The following is a 21,853-nucleotide window of genomic DNA, read 5'->3' on the forward strand; positions in this document are numbered from 1 at the left end:
AAAAGAAGCACTGATAGGGTCTGTCAGTAAAAATTAAAGATGAGTTTCCTTGTATTCTTCTTCGATTTGGCTGACAAAAAGGTGCATTATTTTATCACGCTTTTCGCCTAGTCTTTTTCCTTCGGTTGTATTTAATAAATCTTTTAACAAAAATAATTTTTCATAAAAATGATTGAGTGTGGAGTTATTTTTTTGACTATGATAGTCTTCTTTAGAATTGTAATCTAAAGGTGGCAGATTTGGGTCATAAAAGACTCGATTTTTTGCCCAACCATATTCAAGTGTCCTTACAATTCCCCAAGCTCCCATTGCATCAAGGCGGTCAGCATCTTGCACAATTTGTCCATTCAAAGAGAGTGTTTTTCTCTCGATTAAATTACTTGAAAAACTCATGTTGTCAATAATCATAAAAAGTTCATCAATGAGCTTTTTATCAATTTTAAGCTCATTTAAAAATTGCGCAACTTTAGCTTTTTGTTTAGGAACATCATCTGTTAATTTTTCATCATAAGTATCATGTAAATAACAAGTTGCTAGAACAAGTTCTTGATTTGCTGACGGCTCTGTCAGTAAAATTTTTTGAGCAAGAGCAACGACCCGTTCAATATGGTCAAAGCCATGTCCATCATTATTTTTATCATGAATTTCTTGAGCAAATCTTTTAATTTTCTTTAAATCAATCAAGTTAAATCTCCAAAATAAATGACTTGAGTTTACACTAGTGTCAACTAAAAGCAAATAGTGTAAACTAGTAAATCCTCAAGATTAGTAAGGCTAAGGAAGTGAAATTTGAAAATGAATTATTTGAAATAGTTGATTCCCATTGCAGACTTGACTTCATCGAGAGTTTGACTGGCTACAGCTTGGGCCTTAAGTGAGCCTGCTTTAAGCATATCGTAAATGTAGTCCATATTTTTTGCAAACTCAATACGACGTTCACGGATTGGTGAAAGTTCGCGGTCAAGAACATCAAGAAGGAAACGTTTTGTTTTCACATCACCAAGACCACCCGCTTGATATTGGGCTTTCATTTCAGCAATTTGCTCTGCATCTTCAGCTTTACCAAAAACGTCAAGATAATGGAAAACCATGTTTCCTTCAATTTTACCAGGATCTTCAACTTTGATATGGTCAGGGTCAGTATACATTGACATCACTTTTTTCTTGAGTGTGTCCATGTCATCAGCAAGGAAAATTCCGTTTCCAAGAGATTTAGACATTTTGGCATTTCCGTCAAGTCCAGGTAAACGACCAGCAGCTTCATTTTCAGGGTAAATTCCTTCTGGTTCAACTAAAACATCTGTGTGATAAGCATTATTAAATGAGCGAACAATTTCTCGTGTTTGTTCAATCATTGGTTTTTGATCATTTCCGACTGGAACATGAGTGGCTTTAAAAGCAGTAATATCAGCAGCTTGAGAAACTGGATACACTAAAAAGCCGGCAGGGATTGATTCACCAAAAGCTTTTTGTGCAATCTCTGTTTTTACAGTAGGATTGCGTTCAAGGCGGGCAAGTGAAACTAAATTCATATAATACATTGAGAGTTCAGCTAGTTCAGGAATTTGACTTTGAATGAAAATGGTTGATTTTTCAGGGTCAAGTCCTGCTGCTAAGTAGTCAAGGGCAACATCACCGACAGATTGACGAATGAGTTCAGGTTCTTTTGCATGGTCAGTTAAAGCTTGTTGGTCAGCTAAAAAGACAAACATATTGTATTTATCTTCATTTTGCATTTTGACACGATTTTGCAAAGAGCCTACATAGTGGCCGATGTGAAGTTTTCCTGTTGGACGGTCTCCAGTTAAAATAGTTGGTTTTGTCATTTTGTTCTCCTTATGTGTGTTTGGATTAGGTTGATTATTGAAGAGTGTAAACTGGTTTACACTAAATAAAAAATAAAAAAAGCACCCATAGAACTATAAAAAGTCCTACGGGCGCTTTGAGCGCGGTGCCACCGTAAATTTAAAATCAAATGATTTTCTTAGAACTTGTCAAAAAACAAGTTGCTCTGTAACGGAAGCGGCCGTGATTCTTTATTTTTTTAAATCAAATTTATTAGTTAATCACAAGCCCATTCACTTTGCTGAAAACGTTGGTTTGCACAACCACCAACTTCCTAAAGATTTCAAAATCAAAGTTACTTTCTTGTTGTTTTAAATTTTACACTTTTTGTAATGAACTGTCAAACTTTAAAAAGTAGAAAATCAATTTGCTTGAATTCACAATTGCAAAAAGATATACTCAAATTACAAGAGAGAATTACAAATACAACTTAAGTATTCAATTCATAAAGCAATTGCACAGTTCTATTAAGGAGGAAAAAAATGAAAAATATCTCTACAGCATCAGCACATTGGGAGGACACTTTAGAAAACGGCTTTGGCACAATTTCTGCTGAAAGTTCTCAAATTTTTACAGAAACTCCCTATAATTTCAAAGCACGTTCAGAAAGTCAAGCTCATATTACCACACCAGAAGAACTTTTGGGAGCTGCTCATGCAGCCTGTTTTAGTATGGCATTCTCAATGGTTTTAGGACAAAAAGGCTTAGTAGCAACTTCTATTGACACAACGGCAGATGTTACTTTTGAAGCAACAGCAGATGGTCCAGCGATTACAAAAATTAAATTGACTAATCGTTCAGTGGTACCAGAACTTTCTGAAGCTGATTTTCAAGAAATTGCCAAAGTAGTAAAGGAAAGCTGTCCAGTATCTAAGGCTCTGTCAGGAGTTGATATTGAACTTGAAGCGACTTTAGGCTAGTTTATTTTATAGAATAAAATAAAAACTAAGTTATCAATGAATAGCTTAGTTTTTTGCATAAACTGGTAAAATAATGACTAAAAATAAGGCCTTTCTGATATAATTTAACTAACAATAAATTTAATAAAGTCCTAACTTAATTAAAATAAGTGAGGTTTCAATGAAAGAAAATAAATTATTATCACCGGCAGCCATTTTTCTGTTGGGTGTGAATTCCATTATTGGTTCAGGAATTTTCTTACTTTCTGGCAAAATTTATGAAGATGCAGGAATTTGGAGTTTACTGGCTATTTTATGTGCTGGTTTATCGATTTTTGTGATTGCTTTTGCTTATGCCAACATGAGTAAAATTTATTCAAAAAATGGTGGAGCTTTTGTTTATGCTAAAGAAACTTTTGGGCGTTTTCCAGGCTTTATTGTGGGAATGGTGACATGGTTGCTAGGTACAGTGACACTAGCTACAGAGGTTTCGGCTTTACTGACAGCAATGAAAATGATTCTTCCAAATCTTAATAGTCGGTTAATTGGTATCATTATTATTTTAGCCCTAGGAATCATCTCCTATTTTGGGAGTTCAATTATTGCTGGTTTAGACAATCTGACTTCTTTTGTGAAAATTGTCTTAATTCTTGTTTTTATTTTTACTTGTCTATGGTTGGTACGTGGTCTTAATTTTTCAAGTCCAAATTTACTGACAGCTTCGTCAGCAAATTTAGGTGGCTTTAAAGGATTTCTGTCAGCTTATGGTACTGTGTTCTTTTTCTTCACTGGCTTTTCATTTCTACCGGTGAATGCTGAAAAAATGAAAAATCCAGCAAAAAATTTACCAAAAATGATGTCCCTTGTCATGTTAACCTGTTTGGCTGTTTATCTGATTATTCAAACCATTACCATTGGGGCATTGGGGCCAGAGCTGACTAAAACACTTGTACCTGCGGCAACAGCTTTTAGTAAAATCGTAGGTAACATTGGAATTCCGCTCTTTGTTGTCGGAATATGTTTTTCAATTTTTGGTGTTATTGTTGCGACCACTTTTAATACACCAACAATTTTAGCCAGTTTGGCTCAGGCTCATGAAGATGTGCCTATGTTTGTTTCTAAAAATAATCGCTTTGGAACCCCCACTTGGGCGATTATTTTGACGACAGTTTGTGGGATAGCTCTCTTTTTGAGTGGAAATTATGTTTTTCTGAGTGGCCTGACTGTCTTTATGAGTTTTGTTCAATATTTATCAACTGGACTTGCTAACATTAAGAAAAAATTCCTTTTGATTGGAATTGGTTCGGTTCTCTTTTCATTGGTTTTACTGACAAGCTTTACTTTATCCGTCCTAATTTTAGGATTAGGAATCTTGATATTACTTGTTATGATTTATTTTGTCGTTAAATTAGATGATGATGAACGTGAAAAATGGCTCAAAGAACACCAAGAAAAGTCAAAAGGAGCAGATGTCAATACTGTTAAACGTTTGTAAGTAATTTTTAGATATTTTATTTTACTGAAGAAAGCTGTCAGTAAAATAAGGAGAAAAATATGAAAAAAAAGAATATGCATTTTAGTTGTTGAGCAGTATTTTTTTAATAATTGGTCTAATTTTGCAATTCATCCCCAGTCATTCAATACAAAATGCTAGTTTTACTGCTTTAATAATTGGACTAGTTTTAGTTTTTTTCATTAAGGACAAAAATGAATCGAGAAAACCATTACCCGAAAAGTTTTATCAGAAAAAAGTTTTTTGGGCTTGGATTTTTATTCCACTCTTTGTAATTTTGTTTATTTATTCTATTTTTTTGAAAAAAGAGTCTCCTTATAATTTTAGTTGTTGATATGATTATCTTTAACTATTTCGGTACGAAGTATAAATGGTAGATAAAAAATACTGACAGCTCAATTCTGTCAGTAAAAAAACTCGGTTTCCCGAGTTTTTTATTTGTCCATTTTTTCAAAATGTTCGACTAATTTACCAGAAACATCTGATTCCAACATTTTATGAATTTGTTTCAAGGCAGAGGCAATCGCCAACTCACTTGAATTTCCGTGAGCTTTAACAACAGGTGCTTTAAGACCAACAAAAGCAGCTCCACCAGCTCCATCTGTACTCATCAAATCTTTAAGTCCAGACAAAGGTTTTTTAATTAGAGCCCCACCGATTTTAGTGGTGACACTACCAGCCATGATGGCTGATTTTATTTCTTTCATGAGAACAGTTGCTGTTCCTTCAATCGCTTTTAAAATGGCGTTTCCCGTGAAACCATCGGTTACTACAACATCAGCCCCACCTGAAAGTAAATCACGAGATTCAATATTTCCGATGAAGTTGATTTCAGACATAGCTGACAAAATTTCATGCGCTTCTTTGACAGTTGGCGAACCTTTAGATTCTTCGGCACCATTAGAAATCAAAGCAACACGTGGTTTATTGATGCCGCGAACATTTTCAGCGTAATAAGAACCAAGAATGGCAAAATCAACGAGATGATGGGCAGTATTTTCAGTATTTGCTCCCAAATCAAGCATATCAAAACCGCGACCATCAGCTGTCGGTAAGGTTGACATCAAGGCTGGACGTGACACTTGCTTAATTCTCTTAACCAAAAGTAAGCCGGCGGTTAAAAGTGCACCAGTTGAGCCGGCAGACAAGACCGCATCAGCCTCCCCTTTTTTCACAGCAGTCACAGCTCGGACAAGTGAGCTGTCTTTTTTTGATTTAATGGCAGCAACTGGATCATCATGAAAATCAATGATTTCAGTTGTTTCAACAATCTCAATATTTGTTTCATCGTCTAAAAATTGACGAATTTTTGCCCCATCTCCGTAGAGTTGGAAGGTAACATCAGAAAGTTCTTTCTTTGCCAAGTTTACACCTTTGACAATATTTTCGGGAGCAAAATCTCCTCCCATTGCATCAATTGCAATTTTCATATTTTTATTTTCTCCAAATCAAATAATCTCTCATTAAAATTATAACAAAAAAAGTGACCAGATAGTCACTTTTTTTCACAATAGGAAATCTATTGAATAAAATTATTCTTCATTTAAAATATTTTCAATCTCAACCAGTACAGCATCTTCGTCATTAGAAAGAATGACTTTATCAGCTAGTTCAAGAATTTCAGGTGCTGCGTTACTGACAGCAAAAGAAGAACCAGCGTATTCAAACATTTCCAAATCATTCATTTGGTCACCAAAAACAGCTAAATTTTCAGGGAGCCAGTTAAAATGTGCTAACAAATGTGCCAAACCAGAAGCTTTAGAAATACCATTTGGCACGATGTCAATACTAGAAAAACCAGTTGTTGTTGCCCTTACGAAAGAGAGTCTGTCTGTAATCCATTGTTCACAGTCACGCACGTGGTCTTCGGGGAAGTTGGTTGTAACCTTGAGCAATTTGTCATCAATTTCATCTAAGCGATGGTAAAGTTGACAGTTAGGATAATAAAGTTTTGCATGAGCAAGGTATTCTTTAGAAATACCTTCAGGATAATAAGCACCTTTAAGGCCAGAAATTAAATAATCATTTTTGGGACTAAACGGCATCTCTTGCAAGTCATCAATTAATTCTTGAGTTTGAGCAACAGTCAAATCTTTTGCAAAGAGAATTTCTCCTTTATAAGCAACAACTCCACCATTCTCAGCAACAAAAGCCATTTGATCTTTATATTCTGAAAAAACTTCAATCAAACCAAGTAAAGAACGTCCAGAAGAAGCAGCAAAAAGAAGATTTCTATCTTGAATTTTTTTAATTACTTCAGCGAGTTTTTTGTGATTATACGAATGGTCATTGCGCAGAAAAGTTCCGTCCATATCTGTCGCAAAAAGTTTTAAATTTTGATTCATGACTTCTCCCCCAGTCCACTGTTAGCGCTAACAGTGGATGAAAATGAATTCTGTCAGTAAATTTTACTGACAGAACTGTAAACTTGGTTTACACAACAGTGTAAACGAACTAAATAATAATAAATTTAATCGGCCCAGAGTGCTTTTACTTTTTCTTGGACTTCTGCATTATCTAAGAAATCATCATAAGTTTCACCAATACGGTCAATGACACCAGATTTACCAAGAACAACAATGTGATTGGCAATAGTATTAATGAATTCATGGTCATGTGAAGCAAAGAGGATTGAGCCTTTAAATGATTTCAAACCATCATTAAGTGCAGAAATAGATTCCAAATCCAAGTGATTAGTTGGGTCATCAAGAACAAGCACATTAGCTCGTTGAAGCATCATTTTAGAAAGCATGACACGAACTTTTTCTCCCCCTGAGAGGACATTGACAGCTTTTAAAGATTCTTCACCTTTGAAAAGCATACGTCCAAGGAAACCGCGAAGATAAGTATTATCATCTTCTTCTTTTGTCAATACAAATTGACGCAACCAGTCAAGAATAGAATCACTTGTATCAAAATCTTTGGTATTATCTTTTGGAAGATATGAACGAGAAGATGTAACTCCCCATTTAATATCGCCAGTTACGGTCCAATTATCTTCCACATCATCCATTAAAGCACGAAGTAACGTTGTTTGTTGAATATCGTTTTGACCAATAAATACGGTCTTATCACCAGGATTTAAGATGAATGAAATATTTTCGATAATCATTTCTCCTTCAATCGCAACTGAAAGATTTTCTACACGAAGTAAATCATTACCGATTTCGCGTTCTTGTTCAAAACCAACAAAAGGATATTTGCGTGATGAAGGAACGAATTCTTCAACTTCAATTTTATCAAGCATTTTCTTACGTGATGTTGCTTGTTTTGATTTAGACGCATTAGCAGAGAAACGAGCAATAAACTCTTTCAACTCGGCAATTTTTTCTTCAGCTTTACGGTTTTGGTCACCTTGCAAGCGAAGAGCAAGTTCAGAAGACTCTTTCCAGAAATCATAGTTCCCTGGGTAAAGTTTGATTTTACCATAGTCAAGGTCAGCCATGTAAGTACAAACATTGTTCAAGAAGTGACGGTCATGGGAAACAACGATAACGGTATTTTCAAAATTAATCAAAAATTCTTCAAGCCAAGCAATCGCTTGAATATCAAGTCCATTGGTCGGTTCGTCAAGAAGAAGCACATCAGGTTTACCAAAAAGTGCTTTAGCAAGAAGGACTTTAACGTGTTCGCCAGAAGTCAAATTGGCCATCAAATCTGTATGTTGTTCAGCTTTAATTCCGAGGTTTTGCAAAAGACGAGCAGCGTCAGCTTCGGCTTCATAACCACCCATTTCACCAAATTCTGCCTCAAGTTCGGCAGCTTTCATGAAGTCATCATCTGTCGCATCAGGGTTCATGTAAATGGCATTTTTTTCTTGATTAATGGCGAAAAGTTTTTCATTCCCCATCATCACGACATCAAGTGGTGTTTGATCTTCGTAATCGTAATGATTTTGACGAAGAACAGACATGCGTTCGTTTGGCCCCATTGAGATGTGACCTGTTGTTGGTTGAATTTCACCGTCCAAGATTTTCAAGAAAGTTGATTTACCAGCACCATTGGCACCGATTAAACCGTAACAGTTTCCCGGTGTAAACTTGATGTTTACTTCGTCAAAAAGCTTGCGGTCAGAGAATTGTAATGAAATATCAGATACTGTAAGCATGTATTTTCCTTTTTTATTGATGAGAAAAATTCTCAAATATTTTTCGATAAAGTAGTTTGACTACTTTTGTGCTAAAAAATAAGCATTCTGCCCTTATTTTATCATAAATCTTGGACTTTATAAAGCCCACTTTTTTATAAATCTTGACAAGATTTTCATTCATGTTCTTACAAAAAGATGAAGTTTAGTTTCAATTTAGCGTAATTTTAGCATTACTTAAGTCAAGGTGACTATAATATACTTATTCCAATAAAATTTTTCATAAAGTTTACTCCTAAATAAAAGAATGAGCGGCTGGTTACCGCTCATTTTTTTATTTATCGCTATTTTTAAGGAATAAAATAATTGAAATAGCTAAAGCCACAAAACCAATTCCATTAAATTCGATAAATGATATGAAAACATTTGAAGAATATCCCAACTGATTAAAGATAAGCACGGCAGGAATTCCTATCCCCAAATAAATAATGTTAGGACTAAAAAATTAAGGCTCCTATAAATAGTTTTTATTCATATTTTATCCTTCTCCTAACTTTCTTTGGCATCTACAGAAATATTTACAACATAAATAAACAGTAGAATTGAAAATAGACTACCTAATAGACTTGTTAATAAATCCAAATCCTAACGTTCGCCAAACTTCCATAAATGTTTCTGGGGATAAGGCTGTTTTTTATGAAACACCAACAAATATTCTTCCTAAAACAACTTCTAATTTCTAAAAAATATTTGAGTAAGTTTAAAAAACTAAAGCCAATATTGCTCCAAGAGTATTTAAAATTAAATCATTGATATCAAAAAGTCGATTCCTACTTTTTGAAATTAGGACAAAGGCAATCCTTTTTGTTCGCGGATTAACCTAAAGTTTTTTCGTAACCTGTATATGACATTGTTTCTCCTTAGATAAGTAAAATGTGTTAGTAGGATTGTACAGTTTTAAATCAATGCTAGAAACCACAAAGATAAATTTTTTGTATGTTTAGCATACAAGTATAAATCAAGTTTCATTTTAGCCTAGTTTTAGTAAAACTTAAGTCAAGTTGACTATAATATACTTATTCCAATAAAATTTTTCATAAAGTTTACTCCTAAACAAAAGAATGAGCGGCTGGTTACCGCTCATTTTTTATATTTTTTCTAATGTTTGCTCTAAATCAGCAATCAAGTCAGTTACATCTTCAATACCAACCGATAATCGAATGGTTCCTTTGGAAATCCCTGCACTAGCAAGTTCTTCGGCATTCAGCTGCTGGTGAGTGGTCGAAGCAGGATGAATGGCCAATGATTTGGTATCTCCAACGTTGGCTAGAAGTGAGAAAATTTCAAGATGATCAATCAAATCACGCGCTTTTTTCTCATCTTTGTCTTTGAGTTCAAAGGTAAAGATAGATCCAGCATCTTTTGGATAATATTTCTGATAGAGCGCATGATAGGAATTACTTTCAAGCAGAGGATGGTTAACAAGTTCCACCTTAGGATGATTGTCTAAAAATTCTACAATCTTTTTAGTATTGGAGATGTGACGTTCTACCCGGAGTGAGAGTGTTTCTAGCCCCTGTAAGAAAAGCCAAGAATGAAAAGGCGATAAAGCCGCACCCGTATCACGTAATAAAATAGCTCTAATCCGAGTCACAAAAGCAATTTCACCCAATTCGGCAAATTTAATCCCATTGTAGCTTTCATCAGCTTGTGTAAAATCAGGAAATTTACCATTTGCCCAATCAAAGTTTCCGCCATCAACGATGACTCCACCAATAGAAGTACCGTGACCACCAATGAATTTCGTTGCTGAATGAACAATTACATTAGCACCATGTTCAAATGGTTTAAAGGTCACAGGGGTAGTAAACGTTGCATCAACAATAACGGGAATTCCATGTTTTTTAGCAATTTGACCAATGGCATCATAATCAATCACATTATTTCCCGGATTGCCCAAAGTTTCATAATAAATAGCTTTGGTTTTTTCATCAATCGCCTCTTCAAAATTATTCGGGTCATCTGGATTGACAAATTTAGTTGTAATTCCATATTTTGGTAAAGTCCCAGAAAAAAGGTGGTAGGTTCCACCATAAAGGGTACTGGCGGAAACAATATTATCACCGACTGTAGCGATATTCAAGATGGCATAAGTAATAGCTGCTGAGCCAGAACCAACACCAAGGGCTGCACTTCCACCTTCAAGAGCTGCGATGCGTGCTTCAAAAACATCGTTGGTTGGATTTCCTAAACGTGAATAAATAGCTCCAGGATCTTGTAAAGCAAAACGAGCTTCGGCATGGTCTGAATTGTTAAAAACGAAAGAAGTTGTTTGATAGAGGGGAACGGCGCGTGAACCTGTGACAGGATCAGGGACTTGTCCTGTATGGACTTGCAAAGTGTCGAATTTATAATTGTGATTAGTCATAGTTTTTTCTCCTATTTTTGAAAATTTTAGTTAGTATAAAAAATAGTAGTTAATCACATTCGTTGATTATTCGTCAGCAATTCTTGAACCATAGCTTTCTCCTTTAGCTATAAAACTTATTATAATTATAAGAAATTCAGAAAATTCTAGCGATATGATTTTTTAATGGAGCTGATAGAACTTTTAAAAGTAGAAATAAAAAAATACAACTCAAGGTTGTATTTTTATTGATTGTGCTTTTCAAAGTAACGCATTGTAATAAGAAGAGCTTTACGAAAGATTTTTGGATGTTTACGAGCAACATTTACCATGAATTTATCACCGAAAGAGTGGAGGTAGCGAAGGCTCGGTTTAATCTCTGTCGCAGCTTTATAAAAAACTTCAGCTAAATCAGAAGCTTTAGCACTATTTTTCATAAAACGGTCAAGTCCTGAAGCAACAGAATTTACCAAAGGTTGGTAAGCAGAGTTTGAACTCATATTCTTTTTAGAATTTTCTAGGGCAATATTTCCCCAACTTGACTGAGTTCCACCGGGTTGAACACAAACTGAACGGATACCAAATTGGGCAACTTCGAGGTCCAAAACGTCAGACCATTGTTGAAGGGCGGCTTTTGTGGCATGATAATAAGCACCAAGTGGCATATAGACATCTCCACCAATTGATGAAATATTAACAATTCGTCCATAATTTTGAGCTCTCATTGTTGGTAAGACAAGTTGAGTTAATTCAACGGCACCAAAGAAGTTGGTTTCAAACTGATTGCGAATTTTATCCATTGGGATTTCTTCGGCTGGTCCGTATTCGCCATAACCTGCATTATTGATGAGGACGTCAATATGACCTGCCTCATCTAAAATTTGTTTCACAAAGGCTTGGTTTGATTCAGAGCTAGTAACATCCAGTTTTAGTGCTTTGATGTTGTTCTCATATTGTGGAATTTTTTCAACGCGGCGTGCACCAGCGTAAACTTTCCAACCACGTTTGGCAAAAAGTTCTGCTGCCTCAAACCCCATTCCATTTGAAGCACCTGTGATTGCAACAATTTTTTGTGTCATCTCTTTAGAGTCCTTTCAATTTGTCTGTATCTTGTTTTCATGATTTTAAAAGTAATTATACCACTTTAGTAAATCAAAGACTAAAAAAACTTCCGCGGAGTAAACGGAAGTTTTAGGAGTATTTATGAAAAAAGTTTATTTAGGAGTATGGAAACTATTATACGTTATAATGCTGAAATGAAACTTAAATGAAAAAGAAAATGTTTTTGTATTTTTAGAATCCCTTTTCTATAAATCAATTCTAACTATAAGGACCTGATGATTGAGTGATAATGCTAGTTTGAAGCATTCTTAGTAAGAAATTGATTTTTTATAAATGGTTTATAGAATAAATCGTACAGCGTTTAATTGGACTTGCTATCTGAAATAACGTAAAATTGTAGTGAGGAGGACGGTTACAATGAGTAAAAATTATAAAAAAATCCTAGTCGCAATTGATGGATCTGAGCAGGCAGAAGAAGCGTTAAAAGAAGCTATTGTCCTTGCTAAAAGAGACAACTCACAATTATTCGTTTTACATGCGACGGATAAAAACAGTATTTATGCAGCTGGTAACCCAGTTCCTGTGGTTCCTGCACCAGCTATTCCAGTAGTTCCAGCAGTTCCCGTACTTGAAGAAAGTGCAGATAATGAAGCTAAAGAAGTTTTAGACAAAGCTTTAGCAATTATCAATAATGAAGTGAAATTTGAAGAAATTCGAGTTGACGGTTCGGCCAAAAATGAAATTGTCGATTTCGCTAAAGAACATGAAATTGATATGATTGTGATGGGCTCTTCAGGAAAAGGCGCTCTTGACCGAATGTTGCTTGGCTCTACAGCAGTTTACGTGGTTAAACATGCACCTTGTAGTGTAACAATCATCAAATAAATTAGATAGATTTCAAGAATCGGCAAGCATTTGCCGATTTTTTTGTATTTTAAAAATAAATTCCTTGACAATGAAATTCTTTTCGTTTACAATTGTAAACATAGAAATGAGAGAGTTGGATTGAACAATGAAAGTTACTTTTAAAACCCTTGATGGACGTACAATGACTAAAGAATTTGCTAGTTTAGATGAATTCGTAACACTACAAAATCGTGAAATTCCGGCAATTGATGATTCAGCGAAAGTTCTTGAAGTTGTAATTTCTGGACAAGTTGAAGAATTTAGTGGAAATGTTGCTGATTTGTATTTCAAACTTAGTAAATAAGAATCTGAAATCATGAATGGATGAGGAAAGATGACAGATTATGTTTTTAAGGCAGGTCGTAAAGATTTGGCACCTCTTTTGTTATTACATAGCACGGGTGGAGATGAGCATCAATTAGTAGAAATTGCTGAAATGATTGCCCCTTCACATCCTATTTTGTCAATTCGTGGACGTATTAATGAGCAAGGAGTCAATCGTTATTTTAAACTCCGAGGCTTAGGTGGTTTTACTAAAGAAAATTTTGATCTTGAATCTTTAGATGAAGAAACAGACTGGTTGACGGATGAGGTCAGTTTGTTGGCTGAAAAACATGACCTTGACATCCATAAAATGATAGCTATCGGTTATTCAAATGGTGCAAATGTAGCTTTGAATATGTTTCTTAGAGGAAAAATAAATTTTGATAAAATTATTGCCTTTCATGGGATGCAATTGGAAGACTTTGAACAGACCGTTCAACTTGATGATAAGCATGTCTTTCTAAGCTATGCACCAAATGATATGATTGTTCCTCAGAAAAACTTTGGTGATTTAAAAGGTGATTTGGAAGATTCAGGCTGTCAGCTTGAAATATATGAAAGTTCACTTGGTCATCAATTGACGCAAGAGGAAGTTTTAGCCGCTAAAAAATGGCTTACAGAAACAAAATAATTTTGTATTGAAAAAGTTTCAGTGCAAAGTAACTAAATAGGAGAAAACAAATGGCTGAATTAACAAAAATTGAAACAAAAATACCTGAAAATCTTACTCTTGGTGGTGTTCACCACGTAACAGCAATCACCTCAAGTGCTCAAAAAATCTATGATTTTTTCACAAATATCTTGGGTCTGCGTTTAGCAAAATTAACAGTCAATCAAGATGACTATGAAACTTATCACCTCTTTTTCACAGAAGAAGATGGGCATGGAGCTGATATGACTTTCTTTGATTTCAAAGATATTCCTAAAGGAAATCATGGAGTTAATAATATTGAACGTGCTTCATTTCGTGTACCGACAGATGCGTCCTTAGATTATTGGACTCGTCGTTTTGACAATGCCCATGTTAAACATGGCGAAATTTCTAGTAAATTTGGTCAAAAAGCCTTAGAGTTTGAAGATTTTGATGGTCAATTGTATCAATTGATTTCTGACCAAAATAATAGTGGGGATGATTCAAAAGGACGTTCTTGGCAACTTTCCAATGTTCCGCAAGAACATGGAATTACTGGACTTGGCCCTGTTTTTGTAAAAGTTGAAAATGCCGAAAATCTTCGGACCATTTTGGAAACAGTTTTTGGCTTCCGTTACGCTGGGCAAGAAGCTGATTTACATCTTTTTGAAGTGGCGAATGGTGGAAATGGAGCAGCTTTGATTCTTCAAGAAGCTGGTGAAAAAGAAGCTTACGCTTATCAAGGTTATGGTACGATTCATCATTTAGCTCTGGGAACAACAAATCCTGAAACTTTAAACTATTGGATTGAACGCATTAAGGCTTTCCGTTTGCCACATTCTGGTTTGGTTGACCGTTTCTATTTCTCAAGTGAATATGTCAGAGTAGCACCAGGAGTTCTCTTTGAAATTGCGACTTACACACCAGGGATTGGGGCATTGGACATGGCAAAATCAGGTCTAGGAGCTGTTGATTCTTATGAAGAAGCTTTAATTACTTCTGGTTTCTGGATTGACCAAACTAAGGAAGAATCAGGTTTATCTTTGAGCTTACCTCCTCATTTATTCCCCGGAGATGAAGCTACTAAAGCGAGAACAGCCGCAAGTTTACGTCCATTGGACACTTCAGATGCTCATCGTGACCGCACAAAAGATGAACTATGGACTGTTGAAAAAGTATTGGAACACAAAGCTGGAACTCCGGCTGAAACAGTGCAATAAAGGAGAACTGATGAAATCATATCAAGCAAATGAGCTCGACGAAAAAACAGTCTATAAACTTCTGTCAGGCAGTATTGTTCCACGCCCAATTGCTTGGGTGACCAGTCAAAATCTCGAAGGTCTAGTTAATGTGGCACCCTTTAGTTTTTTCAATGTTGCTTCGTCAAATCCACCACTTTTATCCATTTCGTTTACGGGAAATAAAGATAGTTTGAATAATTTATTGACGACGAAAGAAGCAGTGGTTCACCTTGTGAATGAGGATAATGTGGAGCTAATGAATCAAACGGCAGCACCATTAGCGGAGCATATTAGTGAAGCGGAAGAATTTTCACTTGAACTTGTCCCTTCTCAGAAAGTTCAGGTTCCAAGTTTAAAGGAGTCAAATGTTCGTTTAGAAACTAAATTGTATCATCATTTACCTTTAGGAGAGAGTGGGCATTTAGTTCTTCTTGAAGTTGTCAATTTCTCTTTTGCAGAGGAACTATTGGATGAGGAAAACTTTCATGTCAATCTAAATAAACTCAAACCAGTTGGGCGTTTAGCGGGTGATGATTACAGTACCTTAGGAAATCGATTCAGCCTTTTACGACCTAGATAAATAAAAAAACTTACTGATGATTGGTCAGTAAGTTTTTGTTTGCTTTAAAAATAAAAAAATAACCCGAAGGTCATTTTTATTATTTAACTTCTTTAAAAACTACCGTTGCCAGTATTTTAGTTGTAAGAAGCATTGATTTTACTCTATTTGTAGCTTTCATACCTTCTATTATATCAAAAAGATGGTAATAATGATGGTAATGAAGCACTTTAAGCAGTGAGTTCATCTATCTTATCAAGATAGATATTCACAGCCTCAGCTTTTTTCTTTGGTGCAAGCTCTGCATATAAGTCCATGGTTGTAGCAATGCTCTTATGCCCCATTCTTACCTGTAACTCTTTCCAGTTCGTTCCTGCATTTAAGAGTAAGCTGGCGTGAGTATGTCGGAAGATGTGGAAACCATAGAGAGGAAGACCGCAAGCAGTAAGCTGTTTTTTAAGGGTCGTCCGTTCGTTACGGTCGCACATATAAGCACCATAGACAGTTGGAAAGATAAGCGAGGGTTTATCAAGCCCGATTTTTTCAAATCGTTCCGAAACCTCATCATACCATGCCTTTAGCCGTTCAAGAATTTTAGGGGGGACGTCAACTTTTCTACAGCCTGCGTCGCTTTTTGGCGATGGCTTGCAGATGACTTTTCCTTTAATACCAGTTTTTTTATCGGCTGCTTTCCACATCAAAGTCTTGTTAATATCAAGCTCCGAAGTCTCAAAGTTCAGGTCATCAATGGTTAAAGCTAAAAGTTCATTGATACGAATACCCGACGCAAGCAATGTTTCACAAATGAGCTTGAAACGTCTGTTTGCTTGGTTGTTCGGCAGAGTTGACAAATGTTTAAGCCAGATTTTTAACTCATCATCGTGTAATACCTTGATTTTGACCTTGTTTTCTTTAGGTTTTGGCGGCACTTGCACAGTAGCCGCAGGGTTTTTATCGAGCCCAAAATTTGTGATACCATAGTCAAATATATCACGCAGTTTGTAAAGAGCAGCTCCAAAGTCTTTGGCTTCGCCCTTTTTAGCCCGTCGTCCCTCAGCGGCAACTTGCCGAGCCTTAGCTGCACAATCATTGACCCATTTCTGCACATCAATTGGCTTGATTTTGTCAGGCAAGTAATCGCCAAAACGTGGTATAATGTAAGTATCAAGGTAACCACGGACACGGTTATTTGTGTTTTCCGACGAAGTTATCAGCTTATAGCTGACAAACCATTCTTCGGCGAGCTCTGAGAAAAGAGTAATTTGTAGTTGCTCTTTTTTCGTATGTCCGTTTCTTTCAAAGTCAAGCCGTGCTTTAATCATGTTGCGGTCAAGCTCTTTTAGTGTTTGCCCTGTGATAGTTGCGTTCACTTTCTTCCGCGTCAGTTCGTCTATACCGAGATAATATCCCGTATAACGATAACTGATAGAGCCATCTTGCTTAGTGCGTTTTTCAACCGTTGGTTTGCCCTTACGGGCGATTTTTTCAATGTTCATTTTTAGTTCTCATTTCGTTGGAAAGATTGAGATACTAAAATATAGGCATCCTTTCTATGATACTTATATTTTACCATCTTTTTGCCATTATTTGCCACTCAAGAAGTCAATCACATCAGAAATCTGATAGAATACGGTGCGAGTTCCCTCTATTGGCGGTTCTAGACGAGGTAATCCGAGTGACTCCCAGCTTTTCAGTGTGTTAGGAGCGATATTCAGTTTTTGCAAAAGCTCTTTTTGCGTCAAGATACCGAGAATTTGTTGATTGTTTTGTTGTTGCTTAATCAGCTCAATAATTATAGTGAGCTGAGCGTTAAGGGTTTCTAAATCCATGTTGTAGTCCTCGTAAAATGTTATAATTGGGGTAGTAAGCAATTCGCTTACTCATAAAGAGAAGCCATCATCTGAGCCGTCGAAAGTTTCAGATGGTGGTGTTTTTGTATCGTCGTTTTTCAGTCGGATCAGGCTATTGCCTGACAAGTCGATTATTTCGCCAGTTGCTTTGTCTATTTCCTGTTTGTAGATAGCGAGGTCAAGAAAACTGTCTCCGTTTTCATCAAGGTCAACTAGTCCAAAGCTGGGGACAAATCCTGAATATTGTTCATCATCAGTATCTGTAAAAGTCATTTCGGGTTCAATAAGTCCTTGACTGCGAAAATAGCGGGGCTTATTTGCCATATTTGGGTTGCTCATCAACTCTTTAGTGATATATTTTGTCATATAAGACGCCGTCTTGTCTTTGTTTTCAATTCGCTCACAATCACTAAAGCCATTCTTCCAGTCTAACAGGTTGTAAACTTGCCTTCCTTGCCTTATTACGCTTTTACCTGTCTTTTGATTAGCTGCCTTGCTAAAGTTCAGCTGTGAGTTACCAATTACACCATGAAAATGAACACGTCCCGATTTGTGGAACTCAGGGACAAAGAGCCAATCAAAACGCCCTTTTCGGTCTCGCTGATTTTTACACCACGTGAGCAGGCGTTTTTTTGAGGCTTCGTAATCCAAACTGTTGACTTTCTCGGGATTCAAGGTCAGCGTACAGAAGTAATCAAATGGATTTGCAAGTATTAACTGGCGGATTTTCCGCTTAATACGAAATTCTTGCTTTGCTGTTCGTTCTTCCTGCTCGGACTGGGTTACTGGTCGTTGTGCTGCTGCTATACGTGCTTCAACTTCTTTATCGGTCATTGTAAAGCCTTCTTTCATTTTTACCATGCCCGACTTTTTGCGGATAATTTCACGGTAGCCGTTAGGGTAACTTGTAATTTTTGTATTGTAATTTATTAAATCTGCCATATCTCCCCGCCTCCATTTTTTCTTTAAAACGTGATTTTGTAGGGTTGAATTTTTAGGTTGCCTTATAAAGTGAGGTAAGTATGAGCCTTTTGTCAAGTAGCGGCTCACATAAAACGGTATAGTTTCCCGTTCTGCCTCACGGCAATGGCACGGGTCAGAATTTTGTGGTCTTTACGTTTTCGCCTCGTGTGATAAGTCGTGCGGCTTATTGTACTGTATGCCGTGGGCTCTTTGACGCACGACTTGGTCGCCGTGCTATATGAGCCCGTGGCAGTTATACGTCAAGCCATCCGCCAAAATCACGAGGCGTTACGCAAAGACTTGAATTTTGACCCGCACCTTTACCGTTTGGGCTTGAACGAGAACGTGAGAAATTTCTCATCAACGACTTCAGCTGTCCAAACGTTGCCTTGATGCACGGGCTCAGTAACATAGCCTTTGCTGTGATAGCCTCGGAGCTTTCGCAGACCATTTTCATCAGCCGTAGCAATGACCGTTCGTCCTGTGCCTTTGTAGTAAGCAATCGAGAACTTCCATAAAACCTGATTTTCCATGTGTTAAAAATCCTTTCAATTAAGATAACTGGTGTTGTTGTGCTAACATCAGCTTGCTCAGACGTACCACAATTAAGTGATACGCTAGAGTAAGCAGACGTTTAACTGAGCCGTCTGCACGGCTCTTGCACCGTCAAGCGGTGCGGTTTAGATTTCTTCACCATCGTGCTCAATGCTGACATCTTCATCAATACTATTAAAACCTGTGAGCGTTTCGGCGATTTCTTGGATTTTGTCAGCGTGTAGCTGCGGTGCTTGAAATGGCAGTGGAATTGGGTCTTCGGGACGTTGCAGATATCCTACCCCTTGTTGTGAGAGGTCGATGATAGGCAAGTTCGTAGCTTTGCCAAAAAGCTGCACCTTTGATTGTGTAGATAGGTTGCCCAGCCCGATTTTTGCCATGTTATCAGTAATCGCAGTAGGTAGAATATCCGCTGCCATTTTTTGAAAGGACAAAATCACTCCACCGCCAGCTTGACGAATGAGCTGAATGATTTCAAGCATTTTGGCATTTATACGATTAGCCTGTGACTTGGTTTCTTTATTGGTAAGCAGCGGAGCGAGTGCGGCAGAATACTCATCTACAAAGAGATAGACAGGGCGCCAATCGTCCACGAGGTCAGTCGCAACACGACCAAAGGTGGTGTTAGGACTGGCAAGCTTTTGAAAGCGTATGCGGAGCGTATCCCGTATCAGGTCAAGAATTTCCTCGAATTCGTCGGCAGTGCTTGCACAGTAATCTGCTCCGTCCTTGGTGTGCCAGCGGACAACACCATAGAAATCGCCTTGTTTGAAATCTACGACATAAACGACGCACCTCTGACCGTATAAGCTCAATAGCAGATGACAAAGCAGAAATGTCTTGCCTGAGCCTGTCGGACCTACTACCAGTAAGTTAGATGACGTACCGCTAAGATTTAATGCGATTTGTGAAGTCAGTTTAATTCTTGGCATATTCATCTGCTCCATGCATTGTAAGGCGGGTGTCTTCTTCGTGTTGGAAGCTCATAATGAGCGAAGTTCTCGTCGGCTGAGCTTTTACTAAAATCCATGGCTTGCCGCTTATTTCCTCGAAAACTTCGATAAGAAGATTAGGGAGTTCATCATAACTCACAACTTTTGAGGCACGAGGAAAGTATTCAATCCAATCAAGTCCATTTTCACGCCACACCTTGAATTTAGCGGTAATGGTCGTGTGCTTGTCGTCTTGGTCTTGTTTGAGCATTCCTGAACGTTCTGCAAGTGTCTGTAAACATGACCTCGTCTTATTCAAAGGAATATTTACGAGCTCACGAATGAGCAAAAAAAGCAAGCTACCAGCTGTTAAAGCTATCCATAATATGAAAATATTAATGGCGGCTTTATTATTTCCACCCAGCCATGTAGCAATTCTAAAGCCAAAGAATCCTGACAAAAGTAGTATGCATAAAAAGATGACGAGCTGCTTGGTGTGTTTTGTAGCAACGGGGGAGCCCTTGCTGATGATGATTGTTCTGTGTTTTTTTGTCATAATGAATACGACCTTTCGTTTTAGTAATGTTTTTAGCCACGTAATGGCTTGCAAAGCTTGCTATTGTTGCAGAGAGCAAGTCTTACAAGTCCCAACGTAGATTGTCTTAGTTATTTCTGCGGCTGAGGCTTTGGAACGGGAATCATCTCGTCGACAATGAGCTTGAAGCCGGTGGCATTGTATCCAACAAAGCGGCGATTTACCATGTTTGCAATGAGACCAAAACTGACTTGTTTGAGCTGAACACGCTGACCAATAATTGCAGTCAAATTGTCATCGATAATTGGAGTGCCTATGTAGTCGAATGTAATTTGCTCGGCGTCGTCAATTGTTGTGCCGACCATTGCAGTAACGGTTTGTTTAATGACGGTTTCTGTCCGCTCGTTGGTCTTGTCATCGTAGGCGTAAGAGGTGCGGACGTCTTTGATAATTGCAACTTCTGGAACAGCGAGCAGTTCGATGAGAGGTTTGTGCGTTGCGGCAGCAAGGGTTTCCTTGACTGAGGCAGTAGCGAGTGATTGTTTTTCTGTCATAGTGAATACGACCTTTCATTTTGCAGTGGCTCGTCCACTTGCCGAGAAAGTCCCTTTGACTTTCTAATATTATTGTAGCAAAATAATAAACGACAATAAAAGACAATAATTTTTACAAAATACTATAATAGTGGTATTATTAAGAGTGTAATAAACGACAAAACAAAGGACATGACAATGAACGATAATTTATTTTCTATTACCGATATTTTGCAGGAAGCACACGATTTTTTCAAAATAGAAGTCATAGAAACCGAAATTCCTACCATGAGGAAACACATAGACAGAACTCTCAAAAACAAAAACATTGACCCTACTGGGAAAAAACGACAACAACCCAATGCTATAACTGAATCTGTGGGAAAAAAGAAAGTTTCAAAGAGGCCTGTGAAAGCGTATACTGAGGCGGTAAAAAATGATATTCTTAATGATTATTGCAAAGACTATTTTCTCAATAAGTTGCGTTCGGACGAGAGGAAAAAGGTTGAAAAGGAATTAAGAAATCATCATGGCTCAAAATATTATGAAGAAATGAGCAATAATATCGAGCAAGAAAATCGGCAGGAGATGGAAGAATTATCAAATCTCTATAGCAATGACCCGTTATCTCAAGCAAAACGAAAACTCTTGGAGGAAGAATTTAGAAAGCAAATAGAAAAAGAAATTCAAGAATTTATAAAGCAAAAAGAAAAAGAATTTCAAGATTTTGTCAGTAGCCCATATCTTCTTGCAAATGCCCCTGACACGACCCCACTTACTAAAAACTCAGAAATTTTCAGGAATAAAAAAAGAGAAATCATGTTAGACGCTCTCTTCTCAGAAAAATTTGACCTTGATGAGGATAAGCTGCTTGCTGATTGTCAGATTTTAGTTGAAACTCAAGAAGATTATGACGCTCAATTCACGCCAGAAGGGTTGGAGTTTACTGATAAATTTGCTAATAATAAAAACTACTACACGAAAATTGAAGAATATTAGATCTTACATCAA

22 protein-coding genes and 1 other annotated feature are annotated in these 21,853 nt (G+C 37.0%); of the genes, 8 read left to right on the forward strand and 14 right to left on the reverse strand.

The features are described from left to right. Nucleotides 1-33: 33 nt before the first annotated feature. Nucleotides 34-684 (reverse strand): HD domain-containing protein, encoded by a 651-nt coding sequence (locus MKX45_RS01640; RefSeq protein WP_014570331.1) that lies wholly within the window; start codon nt 682-684, stop codon nt 34-36. A 116-nt stretch (nt 685-800) separates the two neighbouring features. Continuing rightward, nucleotides 801-1,826, reverse strand: a complete 1,026-nt coding sequence (trpS, locus tag MKX45_RS01645; protein ID WP_057719871.1) for a tryptophan--tRNA ligase — start codon at nt 1,824-1,826, stop codon at nt 801-803. Nucleotides 1,827-1,930: 104 nt separating this feature from the next. Next, nucleotides 1,931-2,165: a binding site (T-box leader), on the reverse strand. A 162-nt stretch (nt 2,166-2,327) separates the two neighbouring features. Here trpS and MKX45_RS01650 point away from each other — a divergent pair. Further along, entirely contained in the window at nt 2,328-2,765 is a 438-nt protein-coding gene (locus MKX45_RS01650; protein WP_003132235.1) for an OsmC family protein, read from the forward strand. Between the two features lie 160 nt (nt 2,766-2,925). Next, on the forward strand, nt 2,926-4,239 hold the full coding sequence (locus MKX45_RS01655) for an APC family permease (RefSeq protein WP_340816732.1): 1,314 nt from the start codon (nt 2,926-2,928) through the stop codon (nt 4,237-4,239). 452 nt (nt 4,240-4,691) lie between these two features. Here the strand turns inward: MKX45_RS01655 and plsX are convergent, their stop codons facing one another. The 5 genes from plsX to MKX45_RS01680 all read right to left on the reverse strand — a co-directional run bounded on the left by plsX (nt 4,692) and on the right by MKX45_RS01680 (nt 11,830). Then, the gene (gene plsX, locus MKX45_RS01660) at nt 4,692-5,687 is read right to left on the reverse strand and encodes a phosphate acyltransferase PlsX (RefSeq protein WP_017863956.1); all 996 of its coding nucleotides are present in this window, start codon (nt 5,685-5,687) and stop codon (nt 4,692-4,694) included. A 102-nt stretch (nt 5,688-5,789) separates the two neighbouring features. Then, a complete protein-coding gene (locus tag MKX45_RS01665) occupies nt 5,790-6,602 on the reverse strand; it encodes a Cof-type HAD-IIB family hydrolase (RefSeq protein WP_340816733.1) in 813 nt (270 codons plus the stop codon). A 125-nt stretch (nt 6,603-6,727) separates the two neighbouring features. Beyond that, nucleotides 6,728-8,365: an ABC-F family ATP-binding cassette domain-containing protein gene (locus tag MKX45_RS01670; RefSeq protein ID WP_014570333.1), complete on the reverse strand. Its 1,638-nt coding sequence runs from the start codon at nt 8,363-8,365 to the stop codon at nt 6,728-6,730. A gap of 1,126 nt (nt 8,366-9,491) precedes the next feature. Next, entirely contained in the window at nt 9,492-10,772 is a 1,281-nt protein-coding gene (locus MKX45_RS01675; protein WP_128267423.1) for an O-acetylhomoserine aminocarboxypropyltransferase/cysteine synthase family protein, read from the reverse strand. Nucleotides 10,773-10,996: 224 nt separating this feature from the next. Beyond that, on the reverse strand, nt 10,997-11,830 hold the full coding sequence (locus tag MKX45_RS01680) for an SDR family NAD(P)-dependent oxidoreductase (RefSeq protein ID WP_057719868.1): 834 nt from the start codon (nt 11,828-11,830) through the stop codon (nt 10,997-10,999). 400 nt (nt 11,831-12,230) lie between these two features. Between MKX45_RS01680 and MKX45_RS01685 the strand changes: the two genes are divergently transcribed. From MKX45_RS01685 to MKX45_RS01705, 5 genes are all read left to right on the forward strand, one after another. Continuing rightward, nucleotides 12,231-12,698 (forward strand): universal stress protein, encoded by a 468-nt coding sequence (locus MKX45_RS01685; RefSeq protein WP_010905090.1) that lies wholly within the window; start codon nt 12,231-12,233, stop codon nt 12,696-12,698. 127 nt (nt 12,699-12,825) lie between these two features. Further along, entirely contained in the window at nt 12,826-13,023 is a 198-nt protein-coding gene (locus MKX45_RS01690; RefSeq protein WP_057719866.1) for a hypothetical protein, read from the forward strand. 30 nt (nt 13,024-13,053) lie between these two features. After that, the gene (locus tag MKX45_RS01695; protein WP_340816734.1) at nt 13,054-13,674 is read left to right on the forward strand and encodes an alpha/beta hydrolase; all 621 of its coding nucleotides are present in this window, start codon (nt 13,054-13,056) and stop codon (nt 13,672-13,674) included. 50 nt (nt 13,675-13,724) lie between these two features. Continuing rightward, on the forward strand, nt 13,725-14,894 hold the full coding sequence (locus MKX45_RS01700; protein ID WP_057719864.1) for a ring-cleaving dioxygenase: 1,170 nt from the start codon (nt 13,725-13,727) through the stop codon (nt 14,892-14,894). A gap of 10 nt (nt 14,895-14,904) precedes the next feature. Next, complete coding sequence (locus MKX45_RS01705; RefSeq protein WP_003132255.1) at nt 14,905-15,495, forward strand: flavin reductase family protein; 591 nt, start codon at nt 14,905-14,907, stop codon at nt 15,493-15,495. A gap of 209 nt (nt 15,496-15,704) precedes the next feature. Here MKX45_RS01705 and MKX45_RS01710 read toward each other — a convergent pair whose 3' ends face one another. The 7 genes from MKX45_RS01710 to MKX45_RS01740 form a co-directional block, all read right to left on the reverse strand. Beyond that, nucleotides 15,705-16,970 (reverse strand): tyrosine-type recombinase/integrase, encoded by a 1,266-nt coding sequence (locus MKX45_RS01710; protein WP_336253721.1) that lies wholly within the window; start codon nt 16,968-16,970, stop codon nt 15,705-15,707. An 87-nt stretch (nt 16,971-17,057) separates the two neighbouring features. Beyond that, a complete protein-coding gene (locus MKX45_RS01715; protein WP_340816735.1) occupies nt 17,058-17,303 on the reverse strand; it encodes a hypothetical protein in 246 nt (81 codons plus the stop codon). Between the two features lie 51 nt (nt 17,304-17,354). Then, nucleotides 17,355-18,266 carry a rolling circle replication-associated protein gene (locus MKX45_RS01720; RefSeq protein ID WP_340816736.1) on the reverse strand — a complete coding sequence of 304 codons (912 nt, stop codon included), beginning with the start codon at nt 18,264-18,266 and terminating at the stop codon, nt 17,355-17,357. A 341-nt stretch (nt 18,267-18,607) separates the two neighbouring features. Further along, on the reverse strand, nt 18,608-18,820 hold the full coding sequence (locus MKX45_RS01725; RefSeq protein ID WP_196498116.1) for a hypothetical protein: 213 nt from the start codon (nt 18,818-18,820) through the stop codon (nt 18,608-18,610). Between the two features lie 147 nt (nt 18,821-18,967). After that, nucleotides 18,968-19,774, reverse strand: coding sequence for a type IV secretory system conjugative DNA transfer family protein (locus MKX45_RS01730; RefSeq protein WP_196498117.1), 807 nt, complete (start codon nt 19,772-19,774; stop codon nt 18,968-18,970). Next, nucleotides 19,761-20,234 (reverse strand): hypothetical protein, encoded by a 474-nt coding sequence (locus tag MKX45_RS01735; RefSeq protein WP_340816737.1) that lies wholly within the window; start codon nt 20,232-20,234, stop codon nt 19,761-19,763. Before MKX45_RS01735 ends, MKX45_RS01730 begins: the two co-directional genes overlap by 14 nt. 206 nt (nt 20,235-20,440) lie before the next feature. Further along, complete coding sequence (locus tag MKX45_RS01740) at nt 20,441-20,863, reverse strand: hypothetical protein (protein WP_270227827.1); 423 nt, start codon at nt 20,861-20,863, stop codon at nt 20,441-20,443. 177 nt (nt 20,864-21,040) lie between these two features. Between MKX45_RS01740 and MKX45_RS01745 the strand changes: the two genes are divergently transcribed. Continuing rightward, a complete protein-coding gene (locus MKX45_RS01745) occupies nt 21,041-21,841 on the forward strand; it encodes a hypothetical protein (RefSeq protein ID WP_311929778.1) in 801 nt (266 codons plus the stop codon). The last annotated feature ends 12 nt before the right edge of the window (nt 21,842-21,853 follow it).

It is taken from the genome of Lactococcus sp. FSL W8-0209 (assembly GCF_038006585.1).
In the GTDB taxonomy this organism is placed as follows: domain Bacteria; phylum Bacillota; class Bacilli; order Lactobacillales; family Streptococcaceae; genus Lactococcus; species Lactococcus lactis.